Annotated in this window: 19 protein-coding genes; 7 read left to right on the top strand and 12 right to left on the bottom strand. The window is 38.7% G+C overall.

Going from position 1 to position 19,901, the window contains the following annotated elements; genetic code table 11:
- The first annotated feature begins 25 nt into the window (after positions 1-25).
- Positions 26-1,204 (top strand): GlmU family protein, encoded by a 1,179-nt coding sequence (locus tag LDL79_RS00665; RefSeq protein ID WP_225598758.1) that lies wholly within the window; start codon positions 26-28, stop codon positions 1,202-1,204.
- Here the strand turns inward: LDL79_RS00665 and LDL79_RS00660 are convergent.
- From LDL79_RS00660 to LDL79_RS00635, 6 genes are all read right to left on the bottom strand, one after another.
- Positions 1,201-2,784 (bottom strand): DHA2 family efflux MFS transporter permease subunit, encoded by a 1,584-nt coding sequence (locus LDL79_RS00660; protein WP_225598756.1) that lies wholly within the window; start codon positions 2,782-2,784, stop codon positions 1,201-1,203. The genes LDL79_RS00665 and LDL79_RS00660 overlap by 4 nt on opposite strands.
- Before the next feature lie 6 nt (positions 2,785-2,790).
- On the bottom strand, positions 2,791-3,873 hold the full coding sequence (locus LDL79_RS00655; protein WP_167596775.1) for an HlyD family secretion protein: 1,083 nt from the start codon (positions 3,871-3,873) through the stop codon (positions 2,791-2,793).
- A gap of 13 nt (positions 3,874-3,886) precedes the next feature.
- Positions 3,887-5,212, bottom strand: coding sequence for a TolC family protein (locus LDL79_RS00650; protein ID WP_225598755.1), 1,326 nt, complete (start codon positions 5,210-5,212; stop codon positions 3,887-3,889).
- Positions 5,202-5,825, bottom strand: a complete 624-nt coding sequence (locus LDL79_RS00645; protein WP_225598754.1) for a TetR family transcriptional regulator — start codon at positions 5,823-5,825, stop codon at positions 5,202-5,204. The genes LDL79_RS00650 and LDL79_RS00645 overlap by 11 nt, the downstream gene beginning before the upstream one ends.
- A gap of 138 nt (positions 5,826-5,963) precedes the next feature.
- Complete coding sequence (locus LDL79_RS00640) at positions 5,964-6,257, bottom strand: hypothetical protein (protein WP_225598753.1); 294 nt, start codon at positions 6,255-6,257, stop codon at positions 5,964-5,966.
- An 87-nt stretch (positions 6,258-6,344) separates the two neighbouring features.
- Positions 6,345-7,985, bottom strand: coding sequence for an ABC transporter substrate-binding protein (locus LDL79_RS00635; RefSeq protein WP_225598752.1), 1,641 nt, complete (start codon positions 7,983-7,985; stop codon positions 6,345-6,347).
- A 211-nt stretch (positions 7,986-8,196) separates the two neighbouring features.
- Here LDL79_RS00635 and mtaB point away from each other — a divergent pair, with 211 nt between their 5' ends.
- Positions 8,197-9,540: a tRNA (N(6)-L-threonylcarbamoyladenosine(37)-C(2))-methylthiotransferase MtaB gene (gene mtaB, locus LDL79_RS00630; RefSeq protein ID WP_225599914.1), complete on the top strand. Its 1,344-nt coding sequence runs from the start codon at positions 8,197-8,199 to the stop codon at positions 9,538-9,540.
- A 51-nt stretch (positions 9,541-9,591) separates the two neighbouring features.
- Here mtaB and LDL79_RS00625 read toward each other — a convergent pair whose 3' ends face one another.
- Positions 9,592-9,891, bottom strand: coding sequence for an N-acetyltransferase (locus tag LDL79_RS00625; protein WP_084673114.1), 300 nt, complete (start codon positions 9,889-9,891; stop codon positions 9,592-9,594).
- A gap of 152 nt (positions 9,892-10,043) precedes the next feature.
- Between LDL79_RS00625 and LDL79_RS00620 the strand changes: the two genes are divergently transcribed.
- Both LDL79_RS00620 and LDL79_RS00615 read left to right on the top strand, forming a co-directional pair.
- Positions 10,044-10,694, top strand: a complete 651-nt coding sequence (locus LDL79_RS00620; RefSeq protein ID WP_225599913.1) for an alpha/beta fold hydrolase — start codon at positions 10,044-10,046, stop codon at positions 10,692-10,694.
- A gap of 39 nt (positions 10,695-10,733) precedes the next feature.
- Complete coding sequence (locus LDL79_RS00615; protein WP_225598751.1) at positions 10,734-11,687, top strand: lytic transglycosylase domain-containing protein; 954 nt, start codon at positions 10,734-10,736, stop codon at positions 11,685-11,687.
- 209 nt (positions 11,688-11,896) lie between these two features.
- Here LDL79_RS00615 and LDL79_RS00610 read toward each other — a convergent pair whose 3' ends face one another.
- Both LDL79_RS00610 and LDL79_RS00605 read right to left on the bottom strand, forming a co-directional pair.
- Positions 11,897-12,601: a TlpA family protein disulfide reductase gene (locus tag LDL79_RS00610; RefSeq protein WP_225598750.1), complete on the bottom strand. Its 705-nt coding sequence runs from the start codon at positions 12,599-12,601 to the stop codon at positions 11,897-11,899.
- Between the two features lie 229 nt (positions 12,602-12,830).
- Entirely contained in the window at positions 12,831-13,388 is a 558-nt protein-coding gene (locus LDL79_RS00605) for a hypothetical protein (RefSeq protein WP_072982584.1), read from the bottom strand.
- 215 nt (positions 13,389-13,603) lie between these two features.
- Between LDL79_RS00605 and rpmH the strand changes: the two genes are divergently transcribed.
- The 3 genes from rpmH to LDL79_RS00590 all read left to right on the top strand — a co-directional run bounded on the left by rpmH (position 13,604) and on the right by LDL79_RS00590 (position 17,444).
- Entirely contained in the window at positions 13,604-13,762 is a 159-nt protein-coding gene (gene rpmH, locus LDL79_RS00600) for a 50S ribosomal protein L34 (RefSeq protein WP_072982582.1), read from the top strand.
- Positions 13,763-13,872: 110 nt separating this feature from the next.
- Positions 13,873-16,725, top strand: coding sequence for a carbamoyl-phosphate synthase large subunit (gene carB, locus LDL79_RS00595; RefSeq protein WP_225598749.1), 2,853 nt, complete (start codon positions 13,873-13,875; stop codon positions 16,723-16,725).
- 125 nt (positions 16,726-16,850) lie between these two features.
- Positions 16,851-17,444 carry a T9SS type A sorting domain-containing protein gene (locus LDL79_RS00590; protein WP_072982579.1) on the top strand — a complete coding sequence of 198 codons (594 nt, stop codon included), beginning with the start codon at positions 16,851-16,853 and terminating at the stop codon, positions 17,442-17,444.
- A gap of 161 nt (positions 17,445-17,605) precedes the next feature.
- On the opposite strand, the gene LDL79_RS00585 is transcribed toward LDL79_RS00590, so the two are convergent.
- The 3 genes from LDL79_RS00585 to LDL79_RS00575 form a co-directional block, all read right to left on the bottom strand.
- Entirely contained in the window at positions 17,606-18,100 is a 495-nt protein-coding gene (locus LDL79_RS00585; protein WP_072982881.1) for an acyl-CoA thioesterase, read from the bottom strand.
- Between the two features lie 72 nt (positions 18,101-18,172).
- Complete coding sequence (locus LDL79_RS00580) at positions 18,173-18,541, bottom strand: 6-phosphogluconate dehydrogenase (RefSeq protein ID WP_072982577.1); 369 nt, start codon at positions 18,539-18,541, stop codon at positions 18,173-18,175.
- Positions 18,542-18,563: 22 nt separating this feature from the next.
- Positions 18,564-19,901: a DNA recombination protein RmuC gene (locus tag LDL79_RS00575; protein WP_225598748.1), complete on the bottom strand. Its 1,338-nt coding sequence runs from the start codon at positions 19,899-19,901 to the stop codon at positions 18,564-18,566.

The raw sequence follows: 19,901 nt of genomic DNA, 5'->3' as shown, positions 1-19,901 counted from the left end.
TCGCTTACCCAGAAACACTACACTTATGAACTATATTCTCTTTGACGGTCCTGCGCGTAAAAAGCTCTTACCTTTTACATATACCAGACCTGTTGCAGATCTCAGAATCGGCATTTTAACTATTAGGGAGAAGTGGGAAAAACACCTGGGAAGTACAACTTCTACAATTACTGAAGAGTATTTGTCTGAAAAATTCCCTATGGTGGAGTTTGAAGAGAATGTAATGATCAATGCATCGTATATTCCTACGGAAGTTCTGGTAGAACAAGTCTTAGATCTACAGGAAAATCAAGCCCTTTTTGATGGGGATGATATCGTTGCTTTCTATACTAAAGATACCCAGGAAGAAATAGATTTTGATACCTATGAGCAATTAGAAGTTACGGTTGAAGGTGTCTTTAAGATTGAAAATAATTGGGATATTTTCAGTAAAAATCACGAAGCCATTCAGCTGGATTATGATTTGATCACTGAAGGAAGAATTTCTGCTGAAATTCCTAAAGGAGTGCAAACCCTTCACGCAGAAAATATCTTTATTGAAGAAGGTGCAAAACTTAATTTTTGCACGCTTAATGCTTCAGCAGGTCCTATTTATATAGGTAAAGATGCTGAAATTATGGAAGGTGCACTCATTCGCGGGCCGTTCGCACTTTGCGAACACGCTGCCGTAAAGATGGGAGCAAAAATCTATACAGGAACGACTATTGGTCCGTATTGCAAAGTTGGAGGTGAGGTTACCAATTCGGTATTGATGGCGTATTCTAATAAAGGACATGATGGTTATTTAGGAAATTCTGTATTAGGGGAATGGTGCAACATAGGTGCAGATTCTAACAACAGTAACCTTAAAAATAATTACGAAGAAGTGCGTCTTTGGGATTACGAGACCGAAGGTTTTGCAAAAACTGGATTGCAATTTTGTGGTTTAATGATGGGGGATCACAGCAAGTGTGGTATTAATACCATGTTCAATACAGGAACGGTTATCGGTGTAAGCGTCAATATTTTTGGAACAGGTTTTCCTCGTAATTTTGTTCCTAGTTTCAGTTGGGGTGGGGCAAGTGGTTTTACCACTTATAAAACCAATAAAGCTTTTCAAACCGCTAAACTAGTGATGGAACGCCGCAACATACCTTTTGATGAGCAGGAAGCGGCGATCTTAGAACATATCTTTGAGGAGTCTGCTAAATACAGAAGGTATTAATGCGCTCCTGATGCCGGTTTGCCCGAACCATTTTTCATCATTAAAACGAAGGGAACACAGACTAAAAACAGAATTCCTAAGTATAGAAATACATCCATATACGTGAGTACCGTGCCTTGAAGGCTAATGCTTCCTTCTAAGACTTGGTACGCACGGTCTAAGGCTTCATTAAAACTAAAACCTTTCCCTATAAACATTTGCTGCAAACCGTTCACACGCTGTTGCGTTTGCGGATCAATACCGCTTAGGTTGGGAATTAAATCAACCCGATGCTGCTGATTTAAGCGTGAAATCATCGTTGTGATAATCGCAATACCGAACGAACCTCCTAACTGGCGCATCATTCCGGTAAAGGCTGCTCCTTCACCAATCTCAGCTCCTTTTAATGTAGAAAGTGCTAAGGTGGTAATAGGGACAAATAACAGTCCTAGACCCATTCCGCGAAGCACTAAAGGCCAAAACATAGCCTCTGACGAGGTATCTGGAGTAAGCAGGTTATGCATCCAGAGGCTATATAAGAAAAACCCAATAAAACCCAGTGCTACCAGATACTTTGCGGGGATTCCGCGTTCTAGGAGCTTCCCTATTATGGGCATCATTAAACCTGTGGTTATCGAACTCGGGATTAGTAATAAGCCGGCATCGGTTGCCGTCCACCCTAAGATAGACTGGGTGTAGATCGGGATCACAAAGGTAGAGCCATAAAGACCAAAACCTAGAATAAAGGTCATTATAGTTCCCGTCCATAAATTGGTGTTGCGCAGCACTCTTAGGTTTACAATAGGAAATTCATAAACCAGTTCGCGCCAAATAAATGCCACAAGACCAAATAAAGAAACCACACTTAAAATTACGATCATATGATCTTCAAACCAGTCGTCTTGTTGCCCGTGTTCAAGTACAAATTGTAACGAACCAATAAAGGAGGCAAGAAATACAATGCCCCACCAGTCAACCTGATTGGCGCTGAGTTTTTCACCATATTTTGGACTTCTAACAAAGAGAATTGTCAAAAAGGTCGCAATGATCCCAATCGGAATATTGATATAGAAAATATAAGGCCAGGAGAAATTATCAACCAGATAGCCACCTAAAGGTGGTCCTAGGGTAGGACCAACGATTACGCCCATTCCGTAAATGGCTTGCGCCATACCTCGTTTAGCGACCGGGTAACTTTCGGTTATTATAGTTTGTGCAGTAACCAGCAACGCACCACCACCTAGACCTTGAACAAACCTAAAAGCAACAAGCTCCCAGATGTTTGTAGCATTTCCGCAGAGAAAGGAAGAACACGTAAAAATGACTATGGAAACCGCAAAATAATTCCGCCGACCAAATTGTTTTGATAACCAACTCGTCATAGGTATGATGATCACGTTAGCAATGGCATACGCGGTGATTACCCACGCGACATCAGTTAAGGTGGCGCCCAGGCTTCCGCGCATATCATTTAATGCAACGTTTACGATAGTGGTATCTACAATCTCTAAAAGTGCGCAAAGAATCGCGGTGATCGTGATGATCACGCGTCTAAAGCCATACTCAACGAGACTGTCTTCTGCTTCTATAGCCTCATCCATATTATTCTAGTTTAGATGTACGTCTATTTCTGCATTCATTCCTGCGCGTAACAAAGCCAAGCGTTCCTGACTGTTAGCGTCAGTAAAATTGATCTTCACAGGTAGGCGTTGTACGGTTTTTACAAAATTTCCGGTGGCATTATCGGGTGGAAGTAAAGAGAATCGAGCGCCGGTAGCAGGAGAGAAGTTAGCAATGACTCCTTCAAACTCTTCATCTGGATAGGCATCGATAGCAATGCCTACTTTTTGACCGACTTTCATATCGTTTAATTGAGTTTCTTTAAAGTTGGCTACAATCCATTTATCTTGAGTATTTACAAGATAAAAGAGCGATTGACCGGGTTGAACAAATTGCCCTTCTTGAATTTCTATCGAAGAAAGTTGGCCGTCTATAGGAGCGATCACCACCGTATAATCCAAGTTGAGTTGTGCGGCATCTACCTGCGCTTGAGCGCTTTTAATATTAGCTTCGGCAACAGCGACTTGTTTTTCGGTCACTTCGTTTTGAGAAGTCGCCGCACGGCTTTGACTTTGCATTGCTTTTTGCTGATTTTCTAAAACCGAAAGACGTGCTTCGGCTTCTTGCTTAGCCGCTAAAGCTTGCTCGTATTGCTGAGTCGTGATACTCTTGTTGTCGTAGAGATTTTTATATCTGGTATAATCATCTGAAGCTCTTCTCAACTGAATTTTGGCCGACTCAATATTGCCGTAAGTTGAAGAAACCTGTGCATAGGACGCGCTGGCATTTGCCTTAGAGGAACCAATAGAGGACTGCGCAACAGCAAGCTGACTTTCGGCGGCTGCTAAACTTGCTTTGGCTTGCTCTAATTGAACTAAGTAATCGCGCTGATCTATAGTGAACAATGTGTCTCCAGCTTTTACGATAGCATTATCTTCAACAAAAATTTGGTCAACATAACCGCCTACGTGCGGTATGATGGCACTCATATTTGCTTCTACCTGAGCATCATCAGTTTCTTCGTGAGAGAGCGAGTGAATGAACTTAATCGTTCCGTAGGTTGCGCCGATGAGCACTAAAACGGCTGTAATGATGATGAATTTTTTATTGGTTTTTTTCTTCTGTTCCATGATTGTAGAAGGGTTAATTTTGAGAAAATTGCTTGGTAAGTACGCCTTCGGCACTTAAAAGTTGATAATAGGTTTGGGTAATGTCTGCCTTAGCGTACGTCAGATTAATGTTGGCTTGCAGTTGCTGCACATCGGCTTCCAGAAGGTCATTAGTATCAGAAAGTCCGTTATCGTATTTATCTTTTACAATGCGGTAGTTTTCTTCAGCTTGCTCCTTAGAAACTTCATAAACTTCAAAGGTGTTTAAAGCAAGATTGTATTCAGCGAAAGCGTTTTGCGCATTTACTTTAGCTTGGGCAGTAGCTTCGTCAATTTGGTAACGTAACTGCTGAGCCTGACTTTCGGCTAATTTAACGTTAGCCTTAGATTTAAAAAGGGATGCGAGGTTATAAGAAACACCAACACCTACATTCATCGCATTGGTTACGGTGAGTGCATTATTGAGATCCAACGCGATGTAACCACCCACTAAAGCCAGAGACGGATAATAATCAGCCTTAGCTACTTTAATCTGATCTTGAAGTGCTTCTTCTTGAAAATCTAAAGCTTTAAGATCATTTCTATTTTCGGTGGAAGGAAGTCCGTTTGCAACCGATGTTATCGCATTTACCTCAGTGCTGATCTGTGTTTCTTCGGGTAATTTTAGAAGGGCATTCAGCCTGTAATTCAAAATTTTGGCGTTCTTTTTTGCTTCCGCCAGAGCGAGCTCAACATTTGCTTGTTGCAGCTGTGCTTTTAATAAATCATTACGTGCTAATAAACCATTTGCTTCCATATTGCTGAAATCGGTCACCCGTTGGTTGGCGCTTTTGAGATTATCTTCAAACAGCCCAATAGTAGCATTCGCTTTATACAGATTTAGATAGGTTTGTATCGCCCGCAACGCCAGTTCTTCTTGATCATTGGCCGCGTTATAAATTGCAGCCTGTAATTTATTTTCACTTGCAGAAATACTATTCTTAAGCTTAAAGCCCGAAAAAAGCGGCATACTTACATTTGCAGAACCTAACAACAGTCCATTGACATCATGAGAAGCCGTAGCCTGCTCTTCACTGTTTTCGCCACTGGCAGCACTCACGGGAATCTGCAATTTCACATCTGCATTGGTCAGATATCTGTATTGTCCTGAAATATCAACGTCAGGATACTGATTATTTTTTGTGACCTTAAGCGCTTGTTGTGCCTGAGTCACTTGTGCGGCATTAATTTTTGATGCATCACTTGTGGTTAAAGCCATCTGTACAACATCATCAAGCGAAAGATTTTGGATCTTTTGCGCTTGACTTACAAACAGGCTAAAGAATAAGGGGATAGCTGTGATTATAAATCTAGTCTTCATAGGTAATTAAAGCATTAAGCATTTTTTGAATATGCTTAGTAAGGGTGGTTTCAATGAATAATTCTTTGCTTTCTGGCGTGTTTAAACCGTAGCTTTCTTCGTAAAACCTCTGGTTGTAATGAAAGTGAAAATAAGTGCCAAGAATAGACGGGATCAATAAGGGGATTTCAATATGTTTTTTAAACACATGGGCTTTTTGACCTGCCTCGATAAACTTGGTCACCGAATCAAGGTTTTTCTTTTTCTGAGATAAATAATGTTCAAAGGTGAGGCTACGAGCATTGTTGGTGAGCTCGTTATGCACAATTTTATAAATGCGGTTATTTTTATGAATGCGCTTCACATACAACGCCACAATTTCATTTAAACGATCGGGGTAGGAGCGGTCATCCTGAGCGATAATTTCATCAAGATTCACTTTAAATCCAGACATACGATGCACCACCATATGCTCTAGAAGTTTTTCTTTAGAGCCAAAATAATAGGAGATCATCGCGATGTTAATCCCGGCTTCTTTTGCGATGAGTCGCACCGAAGTACCGTCAAAACCGTATTCAGCAAATAGCTTTTCAGCTACTTGAACAATTTCTTTTTGTTTGTCATTGAGTTCCATGAACGAGTGAAAATTGAGCGCACAAAATTAAACGTTTGTTTAAATTAAACAAACGTTTAATTCTATTCTTAAATTCTTTTAACCTAAAACGATTGAGAAAAACGAGCTGTCGCAGCCGCTAATTGTGAAGAATTGGGATTAAACTAATGGAGTGCCTGAATCTAGAAATAGCCATAGAATAAGCGCTGCTAGCAGGACCAGACTAATGATCGTTAGCACAGCAACTTTCTTATTATGAGCGTGTGCATTTTGTTGAATTTGCTTTTTGACTTCGTATAAATCCTTGTCATTTAATTTTTTGAAAACCAATTTAGAGGAAGCGTTCTGAGAAGTTGTATTCATTCGATGCTTGCTGTCAAAACGTGAGGTTCTTTCACGCTTGTTATTTTTAAGCGTAGCCAACATTGCCGCAACCGAACCTCCAAATCCCATAATCAACAGTTTAAAAGTAGATCCTATAAAAGTATGTAGTACCTAAGTGTATAATTGGTTGAGATTTATGGCTTTTTGTTACACCATTTACTGCGTTTTAGCGGTTTTTTTGACCCTTTTCAATACCAGAAAGTCTTGCGGATTGGCTTTAAGTCCGGTGACATTTTTAGGGACAAATTTGATTACCTGATCATAATACAAGGTTACAAATGGCGCGTTTTCTAAAATAATAGAATCCATTTTTTTATATAAGACTTTTCGTTTTTCAATATCTGAAAATTTAAAGCTTGCCTCATACAAACTATCGAAAGTTTGATTTTTAAAATGGGTATAATTGGGGCCGTTGGGAGTGAAATTTTTACTGTAATACAGCGAAAGGTAATTTTCAGCATCCGGGTAATCTGCAATCCAGCTAGCTCTAAATGCGTCAAGTTTACCGGTAGATTTTAATTGTCGAAGGGTAGAAGGAGGCATCACATCTATAATAATATTGAGACCAAGTTTGCCTAATTCGCGCTGAATATATTCGCAAATGTCTAAATATTGACTGTTTGTGCCAATGGTAATGCTAGGCGTTCCATTGCCGGTCTCTTTAATATATTGATTGATCAAATTTCGGGCTTTTGCCGGATCATACTCAAACCCTGGGGTGCCGTAGCCGGGTAAACCTTTTGGGATAAAGCCTGCGTTTGCCGGTGTACCTATTCCGTTTCTGAGGTATTTGATCATTTTTACCCGATCAAAACCATAGTTAACAGCTTGGCGCAACAATTTAGATCTGACTTCTTCAGATTTGCTGTCTAAAAAGAAACCTAAGTATTCTGTATTTAAAAAAGGTCCGGTTATGGTGTTTACCCGGTCTTTATAATTGTCTTTGAGCTTTCCGGTGGCGGTGAGCAATTCGTCTTTATAAGAAGGGTCAAGACTGTTCAACATATCGAGATTTCCTTGTGCAAACTGAAGAAACTCACTTTGTTTATCAGGAAGAAAAGTGATAGCGACGGCTTCTAAGTACGGAAGTTGATTTCCATCGGCATCGTATTCAAAGTAGAGTTCGTTTTTCCGAAGCACTAATTTCACGCCTTCTTCCCAACGCTTAAATTTAAAAGGGCCGGTACCCACAGGATTTCTACGAAATTCATTGCCGTAAAACGCTACGATTTCCTTGGGAACCACAGAACAGTAGCGCATAGTTAAAAGGCCTAAAAATGCAGGAAATTCTTTTTTTAAGGTGATGCTTAAGGTGGTATCGTTTACCGCGTGATACTGCTCAACATTGTTTAATACCCAACTTCCCGGTGAGGCTACCGCAGCATTCTTTAAGCGGTTAAAACTGTAAACAAAGTCGCCGGCAACCACGTTGCGGGTACTGTCTATGGTTTTAAACTGTTTGTGTTTATGAAAATAAACATCATCCCGTAAGGTAAATGTGTAGGTTTTGGCATCCTCGCTTACCATCCAAGATTTAGCAATGTCTGCAACAATATTTAATGAATCATCCTGTTGCACTAGACCATTAAATAATTGATTTGTAGGCCATATTATTGGTGGATTTCTGGCGAAAGCCGGATCAAGTGTGGCAACATTATAATGCTCATTGTATCTAAAAACGTTTAGGTCATTCTCGGCTTCTGCTTTTGAATTACATGAAACTAGACATAAAAACACTATTCCGATAATAAAAGAGTGCGCGTGAGCTAAAAATTTTAAAAAAGAATTAAGCTTCATAAAGGTTAAGGTCATAAACGAGCATTTGGCCAAAGGCTCAGAGCTTTTCAATTTTAAGACGAGCCTTGAAGGTTATGAATTCCTTCGATGCTGCCAATAAATCTATAAACTTGAGCAAGAGCAAAATTGTAGTTAACTTTGCACTTTAAAATAAACAGGCTACTAGGCGTTTTAAGCAAAACAAAAGTAACCAATTGTGAAGAAGATTGTAATGAACGAAGCAGGGAAAAAAGTAGCGTTTTACACGTTAGGATGTAAACTTAATTTTTCAGAGACGGCGACTATTTCACGCAGCTTTAAAAATGAAGGTTTTGATCGTGTCGATTTTAGTGAGTCGGCTGATATATACGTGATCAATACGTGTAGTGTTACCGAAAATGCAGACAAACGTTTTAAAACAATTGTTAAGCAAGCGCAAAAGGTAAATCCTGATGCTTTTGTAGCGGCAGTAGGGTGTTATGCACAATTAAAACCAGAAGAACTTGCTGATGTTGATGGCGTTGACTTGGTACTTGGAGCCACCGAAAAATTTAAGATCACAGACTACCTCAATGACTTATCTAAAAACGATATGGGTGAGGTACATAGCTGTGAGATCGAAGACGCAGATTTTTATGTAGGTTCTTACTCTATTGGCGATCGTACTCGAGCTTTTTTAAAGGTTCAGGATGGTTGTGACTATAAATGTACGTATTGTACAATTCCGCTTGCACGTGGAATTTCGCGAAGTGATACGCTTGAGAATGTCCTAAATAACGCACGTGAGATTTCGGCTAAAGGGATCAGAGAAATCGTATTAACCGGGGTAAACATCGGAGATTATGGAAAGGGTGAATTTGGAAACAAAAAACACGAGCATACGTTTTTAGACCTGGTTAAAGCATTAGATCAGGTTGAAGGTATCGAGCGACTACGTATTTCAAGTATTGAACCCAATTTGCTGAAAAATGAGACCATTGAAGTAGTCGCAAATTCAAGAGCTTTTGTGCCACATTTTCATATTCCGCTGCAAAGTGGAAATAATGAGATGCTAGGTAAAATGCGCCGTCGCTATCAACGCGAACTTTATGTAGATCGTGTGGCCCAGATTAAAAAGTTAATGCCTGATGCTTGTATAGGAGTAGATGTTATCGTTGGTTTCCCAGGAGAGACAGATGAACACTTTTTAGATACTTATAACTTCCTCAATGCTTTAGATATTTCTTACCTCCACGTCTTTACGTATTCTGAAAGAGACAATACCCTAGCAGCAGAGATGGATGGAGTAGTTCCTTTAAAAGTAAGAAAAAAGCGCAGTAAAATGTTGAGAGGGCTTTCAGCTAAAAAGAGACGTGCATTTTATGAATCTCAAGTTGGTACGCAGCGAACTGTATTATTTGAGGGCGAAAACAAAAAAGGATACATACACGGTTTTACCGAAAATTATGTGAAAGTAAAAGCGCCTTGGGATCCGGCACTTGTAAATACTACTCATAGTATAGAGCTAAAGGAAATAGATGATGATGGTATGGTGCGATTTGAATATTGTAGCGAAACTACTGAAGTTCTAGCATAAAGAAAGCCTGTCTAAATAGACAGGCTTTTTACTTTAATGTAGAAGTGACGTTTAGATATTTATACCTACCGGCAATAAATTTTTGTACTTTCTACGGTTAGACCTCATGAATTTTGCAATTTCAGGACTGGTAGGAACTAGCCTAATATTGCGATCTTCGACTTCTTTAAATACAGCAACGATAAAATCATTCATTCGATCTTCAGTGCCCTCAGGCATATGAATCTTGGTTAGAAAAATCTTCCGATCCTGAAGCGAATATTCAATTTTTGCCAACTTCTCATCAAAAGTGGTTTCAAATTGTCTTAAAAACTCGTTATCTGTTAATTCAATCGCTGTCATTACATCCATATAAATTGTTTTAAGAAAAATAGTTTACAATGCTCGATAAGGTTGTAGTTGGGGTGAAATAGGGAGCTTTTGTAATAGGCATATCAGTAAATATACAAAAAATAAGCCAAAATTTTTAGCAGTAGTCTGTTAAACCCTTAATTTTGAATGCTATGATACACGTGTATTTAATGCCGGGAATGGCGGCTAATCCTAGTATTTTTGAGCATATAAAACTGCCCGAAAAAAACTATACGCTTCACGCACTTTCTTGGAAGATCCCACAACCTTCAGAAACCTTAGAACACTACGCTAAGCGAATGCTTGAAGAAGTTAAAGAGGCTAATCCTGTTTTGTTAGGTGTAAGTTTTGGTGGCGTGCTGGTACAGGAAATGGCAAAATTTATTAAGTATCGTAAACTTATTATCGTGAGCAGTGTAAAATCTAAGTTAGAACTGCCTAAACGTATGCGCTTCTGTCGTGCTCTGGGACTTTATCGCATTGCGCCTGTGAGTCTGGCGCGCAATGTAGACACGCTTGCCAACTATGCGATAGGAGATCGGTTAAAACACAAAGTAGAGCTTTATCAAAAATATCTTTCAATCACAGATCCTGTTTACCTTACTTGGGCGCTAGAGCAAATGCTGTGTTGGGATCAAGTAAAATGTAAAGAAGATCTTGTTCATATTCACGGTACCAGTGACCCCGTTTTTCCGTATAGATATATTGATAATTGCATCCCTATTCCGGGAGGAACACACGCGATGATAATTACTAAGTGTAAGTGGTTTAACAAAAACTTGCCTAAGATTATCGAGAATTAATTGCTAATTTGCGATCAAACTTCAATACAAAAATTTGCTATGATCAATATAAAAAATATACTCGCCGGTGTTGGGCTTGTTGCTACTACTGCAGTGTGTGTACAAGCTGTACAGCAAGATAACACAACAACAAATGCAGATCCTGAAATAAAGAAAACAGATAAACTGGTTAATGACTATAACGTATATGCGATTCCGTTGCCAGACCAGTTAGAGTTTGCAGGTGAGGCGGTGCCTCTTGATAACCCAGATATACGAGAGCGCTTAGATCGTGAACTTTTAGTCAATACCTACTGGCAGTCCAATGGGTTGTTGCTGATTAAAAGAGCCGCAAAATATTTCCCGATTATCGAGCCCATTTTAAAAGAAGAAGGTTTGCCTGATGATTTTAAATATTTAGCTGTTATTGAAAGTGGTTTGACACAAGCAGTTTCTCCTGCACGTGCCACCGGATTTTGGCAAATTTTAAGCAGTACCGGAAAAGAACTTGGTCTTGAAGTAAATGATAATGTAGATGAGCGGTATAATGTGGAATTGTCAACGCGCGCGGCTTGTAAATATCTAAAGAAGTCTAAAGCTAGTCTAGGAAGTTGGACGCTCGCAGCAGCGGGTTACAATGCCGGTAATGCCGGAATGAGCAGAAGATTAAACCAGCAGGATGTTAATGGGTATTACGACTTACTATTAGGCGAAGAGACCGGAAGATATGTGTTTCGAATTCTGGCGTTAAAACAGATCTTATCAGACCCAGAACGCTATGGATTCAATTATACCCAGGAGGATTTGTACAAAGATGTACCGTCATACAAAGTGAAAGTAGATACTGTAGTGACAGATTTTGTAAAGTTTGCACAGCAGTTTGGAATCAACTATAAAATTTTAAAGCTCCACAATCCTTGGTTGCGTGAGGATCATCTAAATAATGCTTCGCGAAAAGAATATCAGATAGAAATACCTAAGGAAGGTTATTACAATGCCAATATTGGTCAGTAGAAAACCGAAGCGCAGGTGTAATAAAAAAGCGGGAACTTTTTTAAGTTCCCGCTTTTTTATTGGCGCCGCCAAAGGATTTAATATTTCTTTTTGATAGCTGTCAGGGTGCCGCAAAATTATTTTTTTGCAACTAATGCCTCACTTGGTTATTTGGTAGTTTGCTGGTGCCATTAAAGTTTATGACAAACAACGCATTACTTTAATCTAGCTTAGAAGGTTGCTAAAGATTCTGGTAGCTCATTAATGTTGATGTTGTGATCAATATTAATTGCTGCGATCTGTCGGCTTAAAAAAGTAATATTTTGATTAAATAATTGACTCTCCGAAAGATTCATTTTATTTGGAGGTCTGCGATTAATATCGAGAATTTCGCCATCTGCACCCATCACAAAACTTAGAGAAAGCCCTAAAGCGTGCTTGAGTAAGTTTACGGTTTGCATATGCTTATTTTTGGTTTCATCCACATATACAATGTGTATGTTCTTATCAAAGCTCTTTGCCAGTTTTCTCACAGTATCTTTAGAATCCCAGAAGAGCACAACAAAATCAACAAGATCACTATAGCGTTCAACCATCTTATTTAAAACCGGAATCTCACCCTCACTAGGAATGCACCAAGAAGCATAAGTAAGTAGAATCGTAGGTTTGTCAAACTCTTCGGTTGAAGCGATACCGCTATTAAAACGTTCAAATTCTAAAGCGTCAATGTAGGACCCTTGTAGATGATCTTTGACCAAAGAATCAAATAAAGACTTTGCATAATCAAATTCGCCCGATTCTAGAGCAGCATCAACTCTAGAATTATACGTGTTGATCGTTGAATTTAAAGCTTCTGAAAAAAGTATTTTCTCATTTTCTTGAGCGTTTAAATTCCATAGCGATATGAAGAGAAGTATAAGTAAAGTTCTTGGCATATAGTTAGTTTGGTATTTTAACAAAAATAGCTTTTGAAAATACCTTGTAAAAATCTTCTCGTTCAAACGGTGTAAATACTAGATGAAAGTCTAAGGGTTTGGTTTGCAATGCGTTTTGGAACTAAAAAAGCTCCTGATCAGGAGCTTTTTTATGCTTGTGTGTTGATATTAAAATGTATCAACCTATATCAAATGTAAAAATATTTATGTGTAGCAGTTTCTAAAGCAATTAGCGACGGCCACCGCGCCCATATTGTTGGCGTGGCATATTTGCAGCCTGCTTCATTTGCTTTTTCATCATTTTAATCTGCTCGTCAAGCATATTGTGCTTGTCTAACTTTTTAGCTTCTGCTAGCAGTTTATCTGCTTCACGTCTTCTGTTTTTGGTCATTGCGATCCCAGCAAGATTTATTTTTGCCATTGCCAGATCAGCATCCATACTTAAGCCTAGTTGTACGGCTTTTTTGAAGTATTTTTCAGACTGAATCATATTAGTCTGTGAAAGCATTAAACCATTTAGATAGTTATAATAGCCATTTTGTTTACGTACCAACGCGGCTTCAGGATTCTTAATCTTGTCAAGCCATTTTTGAGCACCGGCAAAATCCTGCTTTCTCAGGCGTAAAAATGCCAGAATTAAAATTTCATTTTTGAAATAAAGCAATACAAAAATAGCCGAAAGTAGAATGAGCATTATGCCATTACCTATTGAACGATCTATGATTTGCCATACCGCTAAACCGAAAACGAGAACGGCAAGTACTAATTTTATATTTTTGTTGAACATATTGTAGATTCTAAAAACGGAATAATACTCCGATAAATAGGGTGAAAATTGATGTTTTAATTGAGCGTGCAAATGTAATAAAAACAATCTAAAATATTTTATACTTTCTGTTTGTTGAATTAGAAAGTGTTTGTATATTTGCGCCCAGCTTTTGAGAAGGCTATTCTCAAAATTTAAACAGAGAAAAGTAAAAGGAAGATTAAAGAAGATATAAAATGAAAAGAACGTTTCAACCTTCAAAAAGAAAAAGAAGAAATAAGCACGGTTTCCGCGAGCGTATGGCTAGCGCAAATGGTCGTAAAGTCCTTGCTCGTAGAAGAGCTAAGGGAAGAAAGAAAATATCTGTATCTTCTGAACTAAGACATAAAAAATAATTGGTGATTTACCATTGTTAAAATATTAAGGTGTTACTTTTATTAGTAACACCTTTTTTTATAAATACCCCAACCGTATTTTTACATAATACTTCTAATCTGAGACTATAATGCCAAAAAACGAAAACCTTAAATCTATTTTAATTATTGGTTCTGGACCTATTGTAATAGGCCAGGCGTGTGAATTTGATTATTCGGGCTCTCAAGCTTTGCGCTCCTTGCGTGAAGATGGGATCGAAACGATTCTTATAAACTCTAACCCGGCAACGATAATGACTGATCCTGTTATGGCAGATCACGTTTACTTATTGCCGCTGACTACAAAATCTCTGGTTAAGATTTTAAAAGAACATCCTCAAATTGACGCAGTACTTCCTACAATGGGAGGTCAAACCGCTTTGAACCTTTGTATTGAAGCAGATGAAAAAGGAATTTGGGAAGATTTTGGAGTTAAAATTATAGGTGTAGATATTGATGCGATCAACATTACTGAAGACCGCGAGAAATTTCGTGAGTTGATGCTTAAAATAGGTGTTGGTATGGCGCCTCAGGCTACAGCAACATCATTCCTTAAAGGAAAAGAGATCGCGCAAGAATTTGGTTTTCCGTTAGTAATTAGGGCATCATACACTTTAGGTGGTGCAGGAGCTTCTATTGTGTATAAGCCTGAAGATTTTGACAGGCAACTTAGTCACGGTCTGGAGATCTCGCCTATACACGAGGTGATGATCGATAAAGCATTAATGGGTTGGAAAGAGTATGAGTTAGAGCTTTTACGTGATAAAAATGATAATGTAGTTATCATTTGTACCATTGAAAATATGGACCCAATGGGTATTCACACCGGTGACTCAATTACTGTGGCTCCGGCTATGACACTAAGTGATAGTACCTTCCAAAGAATGCGTGATATGGCGATCCATATGATGCGATCTATTGGAGATTTTGCAGGTGGATGTAATGTGCAGTTTGCGGTAAGTCCTGATGAGAAAGAAGATATTATCGCGATTGAGATCAATCCACGGGTATCACGTTCTTCTGCTTTGGCGTCTAAAGCAACCGGTTATCCTATTGCAAAAATCGCTTCTAAACTGGCAATTGGCTATACTTTAGATGAGTTAGACAATCAAATTACAAAATCTACTTCGGCTTTATTTGAGCCAACCTTAGATTATGTGATCGTTAAAATCCCACGATGGAATTTTGACAAGTTTGAAGGTAGCGACCGCACTTTAGGTCTTCAGATGAAGTCTGTGGGAGAAGTAATGGGTATTGGTCGTTCTTTTCAAGAAGCGCTTCATAAAGCAACACAATCTCTTGAAATTAAACGTAACGGTCTTGGAGCAGACGGTAAGGGGTATACCAACTACGATAAGATCATTGAAAAGCTTACTAATGCAAGTTGGGATCGTGTATTTACAATTTATGACGCGATACAAATGGGTATCCCTCTAAGCCGTATCCACGAGATCACCAAAATTGATATGTGGTTCTTGAAGCAATTTGAAGAACTAGATGCGCTTGAAAAAGAGATTTCAAAATATAAAATAGATACGCTTTCTAGAGATTTATTACTTGAGGCAAAACAAAAAGGTTTTGCAGATCGTCAAATCGCACATATGCTAGATTGTCTAGAGAGCGATGTTTATAACAAGAGAGACGAACTCAAGATCAATAGAGTTTACAAGTTGGTAGACACTTGTGCAGCAGAATTTGTGGCGCAAACGCCTTATTTCTACTCAACTTTTGAAAGTGATATGGAGCTTGCTTCAGGAGAGCGTTTTTCTCAGAATGAAAGTAAGGTTTCAGATAAGAAGAAGGTAGTCGTTTTAGGTTCTGGGCCTAACCGAATAGGTCAAGGGATCGAATTTGATTACTGCTGTGTTCACGGGGTTTTAGCTGCCGCTGAATGTGGTTACGAGACCATTATGATCAACTGTAATCCGGAAACTGTTTCAACTGATTTTGATACTGCAGACAAGCTTTACTTTGAGCCGGTATTCTGGGAGCATATTTATGACATTATTCGTCACGAAAAGCCAGAAGGTGTGATCGTTCAGTTGGGTGGGCAGACTGCTCTTAAACTCGCTGAAAAATTAGATCGCTACGGAATTAAGATCATCGGAACGAGCTACCAAGCTTTAGACTTGGCTGAAGATAGAGGAAGCTTCTCTAGATTGCTAAAAGAGAATAACATTCCTTATCCGGAGTTTGATACTGCTGAGACTGCTGAAGAAGCACTTGCTGTTGCTGATAGATTAGACTTCCCAATTTTGGTGCGCCCTTCGTACGTATTGGGTGGACAAGGTATGAAGATCGTGATCAATAAGGACGAACTAGAAGAAACAGTTGTTGATCTTTTACGCAAAATACCTAATAACAAACTCTTACTTGACCACTATCTTGATGGGGCAATTGAGGCTGAAGCAGATGCGATCTGCGATGGCGAAAATGTGTATATCATAGGAATTATGGAGCATATTGAACCTTGTGGAATTCACTCTGGAGATTCAAACGCTACATTGCCTCCTTTTAACCTCGGAGACTTAGTGATTCAGCAGATCAAAGATCACACGCATAAGATCGCTTTAGCACTTAATACCGTTGGTCTTATCAATATTCAGTTTGCAATAAAAGATGATAAAGTATATATCATTGAAGCTAACCCTAGAGCATCTCGTACCGTTCCGTTTATCGCAAAAGCATACGGCGAACCTTATGTAAATTATGCGACTAAAGTAATGCTGGGCGAGAAAAAAGTTACTGACTTTGATTTCAAACCAAAATTAAATGGATACGCGATCAAGCAGCCTGTTTTCTCTTTCAATAAATTCCCTAATGTGAATAAAGCTTTAGGTCCAGAAATGAAGAGTACCGGTGAAAGTATCTTGTTTATAGATAGTTTGAAGGACGATGAGTTCTATGATCTATATGCTAGAAGAAAAATGTATTTAAGTAAATAATTTTTGCAACATTAAACTGCGTTGAACGTCTTTAAGTAAAGAATAGTATAATTATCACATATTTTTAGCATTTTAATGTGAGAGTTGTTATATTTTTACAATGACCTCAAACACAGTGATATGGCATGAAATTTACTTGGTTTTACATTTTTATATTCATAATTGGGACCACAATTTGTGCTCAGGAAACTCACGTAATTCAGTGGGCTTCTGGCTCTCAGGCGTTGCAATCAACACTAGAGGTTGAAGTAGGAGATAAGGTAAAATGGGTTTTTGATGAGCCTATTCCTCAAAATTTATTGAACACATCTCTTAAGGCTTCTTCAGATTTCGGAACGCGTGAATTGTTGGGCAAAGGTTCGGTTTATGAATATATTTTTTCAGATAAAGGAATTTACACGTTTCAGAGTGGAATAAATAAGGAGTTGAAAGGAACCATCCGCGTGACTGATAATGCTTCGATCTTAAGTCAGACAAAAGATGGCTTTAAAATTTATCCAAATCCTGTAAAGGATAGGATCTATTTTAAAAATCCTGACTTGTCAAATTCAGTCGAAATTACATTTTACGATGTACTTGGCAAGATGGTAAAGCGAGACGCTATAAACTCCGGAATGATTCAAGGAGGAATGGATGTGAGCCGACTTAAGCGTGGCGTTTATCTAGTTCAAATAGATAACGGAGAACGCTCTTTTACACAGAAACTGATAAAAGATTAAGAATTTATATTTAGATGAAAAGAGGAGCTTTAATGGCTCCTTTTTTTTATTGGTGCTCCCAAGGGTTTAAATATGCTGGCTAAATAGCGATAGGTATGCCTTTTATTAGAAAAGTTGTTTCCAATTAATGTTTCACGGGCTTGCTCTAAGATAGTTTACGTTTAATATTCTAGCTGTACTTTATGTGAATTACGCAGAATTTCTAAATCTTCGATACGCAACTCTGTTTTTTTAGAAGTTTCATTGCGATGATTTTTTTTCATTTCCTGCCTGTTCAGGCTTTTAAGAAAGCGTCTTACTTGTTTTTCAGTTTTTAAAATCAGGCCGGGAACAGGTACACTTTTTCCGGAGTCATCTTTAGCGACCATTGTAAAATAACTCGAATTACAATGTTTAATGGTTCCGCTGTGAATATCTTCGGCTTCTACACGTATGCCAACCACCATTGAGGTACGTCCCACAAAATTCACTGATGCCTTCATCACAACGAGTTCGCCAACTTCAATAGGTCTTAAAAAATCAACAGTATCTACTGACGCAGTCACGCAATAATTACCAGAATGCTTAGAGGCGCACGCAAAAGCAATTTGATCCATTAACGATAAAATATAGCCTCCGTGTATCTTTCCGCTGAAATTAGTATGCGAAGGCAACATGAGTTCGCTAATCGTAACCTGCGACGCTTCAATAGTTTTAAATTGATCCAATGCGATGAGTTTTATGGGTTTTTAGTTTCGGTTAAAATGCGGCGAATTTTCTTTGGTTACATCGGTAACAAAGTACTTGGTATCTCCCCAAAAAATAAAGGTCGCATAACGCTCTACATAAGTAAGCTTCACATAATTCCCTTGATAGTCTTTCAGTTTCTGAATCACTTCTTCTTCACCATCCATCACTGAAAAATCAAAGATCTGCGCACCGCTGATCCCTTGACTAATCTGACCTTCCCAGGTTTTTGAAAGTACACCCTTTCTACTGAATTTTATGAGTTCGCCTGCACGCGTACCTTCACTATAGGGGACAAAATAAATAAAGGAATAATAGAGTATTGCGAGTAGCACAATTCCACCTAATACAAAACCAAGTAATTTTTTCATAATCTTTTGCTAGCCTTCAAATTTAGTCATTAGCTTTTGCAGTAGCATCGTCTTCTTCAGCAGACTTTAATAATTTTTGATCGAGTTGCTTGCTTGTGATTGCGCCCAGTTTCTTTAATTTCTCAACACGGTTGATCAGATTCCCCTTACCGGTAAGTTTAACCATGCTTCGATCGTAAGTGTTGCGCACCGTATCCAGTTGCAGTCCTATTTTAGTCAATTCTTCGGTAAGCAGGGTAAACGAATCATAAAGCCGTCCCGCGTGGGTAGCGATCTCAATTGCATTTTTCTTCTGCCGGTCATTTTGCCATAAATTTTCAACCAGGCGTAATGCAGCCAGTAGGGTAGAAGGCGTTACGATAATTACATTTTTATTAAAAGCCTCCTCGTACAATTGCGGATGATGCGCCGAGGCCAGTGCAAATGCGGGCTCAATGGGGATAAACATAAAAACCGTATCCGGACTTTCTTCAAGCAGCAGTTGATAATTTTTAGCGCTTAATGTGGCAACGTGCTGTTTGACAGAAGCGATGTGCTGTTTGAGGTAAACTGCTTTCTGAGTTTCTTCAGTTTCTGAAACGTAGCGCTCAAAGGCCGTTAAAGACACTTTACTGTCTATGATCATTTTTTTGCCATCGGGAAGGTGAATCAACACATCGGTTTGCAAGCGTTTTCCTTGTTCATCAAGATGACTGTCCTGTATGGTATATTCTCTGTTTTTCTCAAGTCCCGATTTTTCAAGAATGCGCGTTAGAATCAATTCGCCCCAATTTCCTTGCATTTTTGCATCACCTTTTAAGGCTTTGGTCAGGTTATCTGCATCTTTGCTCATTTGCAGATTAAGTTCTGCCAAGCCTTTAATTTGTTGGCGCAACTCACTATGTCTTCCAAGACTTTCTTTGTTGGTTTCTTCAACTTTTTTCTCAAAACTTGAAATGCGCTCTTGAAGCGGTTTCAAAAGCGTATCAAGGTTTTCTTTATTCTGAAGGGTGAACTTTGAAGATTTTTCGTCAAGTATTTTATTTGCAATGATCTCAAAATCTTTAGTGAATTTTTCTTGCAGCTGCTCGAGTTCGCTCGTTTTCTCTTTAAACTGATGTTGTAAATTTTCAAAAGCTACATTGCGAGCAGTTAGTTCGTTCTGAAAAAACTCTTTATCCTCCTGAAGTTGATCCTGCTTTTTGAGTAAGTCGGTTCTCGTTTGATCAAAGGTATTCCGCTGATCTTGCAATAAATTGATGCGCTCTTGAAGAATAGCGGTGTTTGTTTTTTGTTTTAAGGTAGCAATAAAATAGCCTAGCACTGTTCCGCCAAGAAGTGCCACAAAAGCTATTACAAGAAAGAGAAAACTTTCAGTCAT

The organism is Leeuwenhoekiella palythoae (genome assembly GCF_020310025.1).
GTDB lineage: Bacteria > Bacteroidota > Bacteroidia > Flavobacteriales > Flavobacteriaceae > Leeuwenhoekiella > Leeuwenhoekiella palythoae.
Note: the sequence above shows the minus strand (reverse complement) of the source record. Positions and strands in the feature narration are given on the sequence as shown.

Coding starts and splice junctions, on each gene's coding strand:
- LDL79_RS00665 (WP_225598758.1), top strand. CDS start 26: ATGAACTATATTCTCTTTGACGGTCCTGCGCGTAAAAAGCTCTTACCT.
- LDL79_RS00660 (WP_225598756.1), bottom strand. CDS start 2,784: ATGGATGAGGCTATAGAAGCAGAAGACAGTCTCGTTGAGTATGGCTTT.
- LDL79_RS00655 (WP_167596775.1), bottom strand. CDS start 3,873: ATGGAACAGAAGAAAAAAACCAATAAAAAATTCATCATCATTACAGCC.
- LDL79_RS00650 (WP_225598755.1), bottom strand. CDS start 5,212: ATGAAGACTAGATTTATAATCACAGCTATCCCCTTATTCTTTAGCCTG.
- LDL79_RS00645 (WP_225598754.1), bottom strand. CDS start 5,825: ATGGAACTCAATGACAAACAAAAAGAAATTGTTCAAGTAGCTGAAAAG.
- LDL79_RS00640 (WP_225598753.1), bottom strand. CDS start 6,257: ATGGGATTTGGAGGTTCGGTTGCGGCAATGTTGGCTACGCTTAAAAAT.
- LDL79_RS00635 (WP_225598752.1), bottom strand. CDS start 7,985: ATGAAGCTTAATTCTTTTTTAAAATTTTTAGCTCACGCGCACTCTTTT.
- mtaB (WP_225599914.1), top strand. CDS start 8,197: ATGAACGAAGCAGGGAAAAAAGTAGCGTTTTACACGTTAGGATGTAAA.
- LDL79_RS00625 (WP_084673114.1), bottom strand. CDS start 9,891: ATGGATGTAATGACAGCGATTGAATTAACAGATAACGAGTTTTTAAGA.
- LDL79_RS00620 (WP_225599913.1), top strand. CDS start 10,044: ATGATACACGTGTATTTAATGCCGGGAATGGCGGCTAATCCTAGTATT.
- LDL79_RS00615 (WP_225598751.1), top strand. CDS start 10,734: ATGATCAATATAAAAAATATACTCGCCGGTGTTGGGCTTGTTGCTACT.
- LDL79_RS00610 (WP_225598750.1), bottom strand. CDS start 12,601: ATGCCAAGAACTTTACTTATACTTCTCTTCATATCGCTATGGAATTTA.
- LDL79_RS00605 (WP_072982584.1), bottom strand. CDS start 13,388: ATGTTCAACAAAAATATAAAATTAGTACTTGCCGTTCTCGTTTTCGGT.
- rpmH (WP_072982582.1), top strand. CDS start 13,604: ATGAAAAGAACGTTTCAACCTTCAAAAAGAAAAAGAAGAAATAAGCAC.
- carB (WP_225598749.1), top strand. CDS start 13,873: ATGCCAAAAAACGAAAACCTTAAATCTATTTTAATTATTGGTTCTGGA.
- LDL79_RS00590 (WP_072982579.1), top strand. CDS start 16,851: ATGAAATTTACTTGGTTTTACATTTTTATATTCATAATTGGGACCACA.
- LDL79_RS00585 (WP_072982881.1), bottom strand. CDS start 18,100: ATGTTGCCTTCGCATACTAATTTCAGCGGAAAGATACACGGAGGCTAT.
- LDL79_RS00580 (WP_072982577.1), bottom strand. CDS start 18,541: ATGAAAAAATTACTTGGTTTTGTATTAGGTGGAATTGTGCTACTCGCA.
- LDL79_RS00575 (WP_225598748.1), bottom strand. CDS start 19,901: ATGACTGAAAGTTTTCTCTTTCTTGTAATAGCTTTTGTGGCACTTCTT.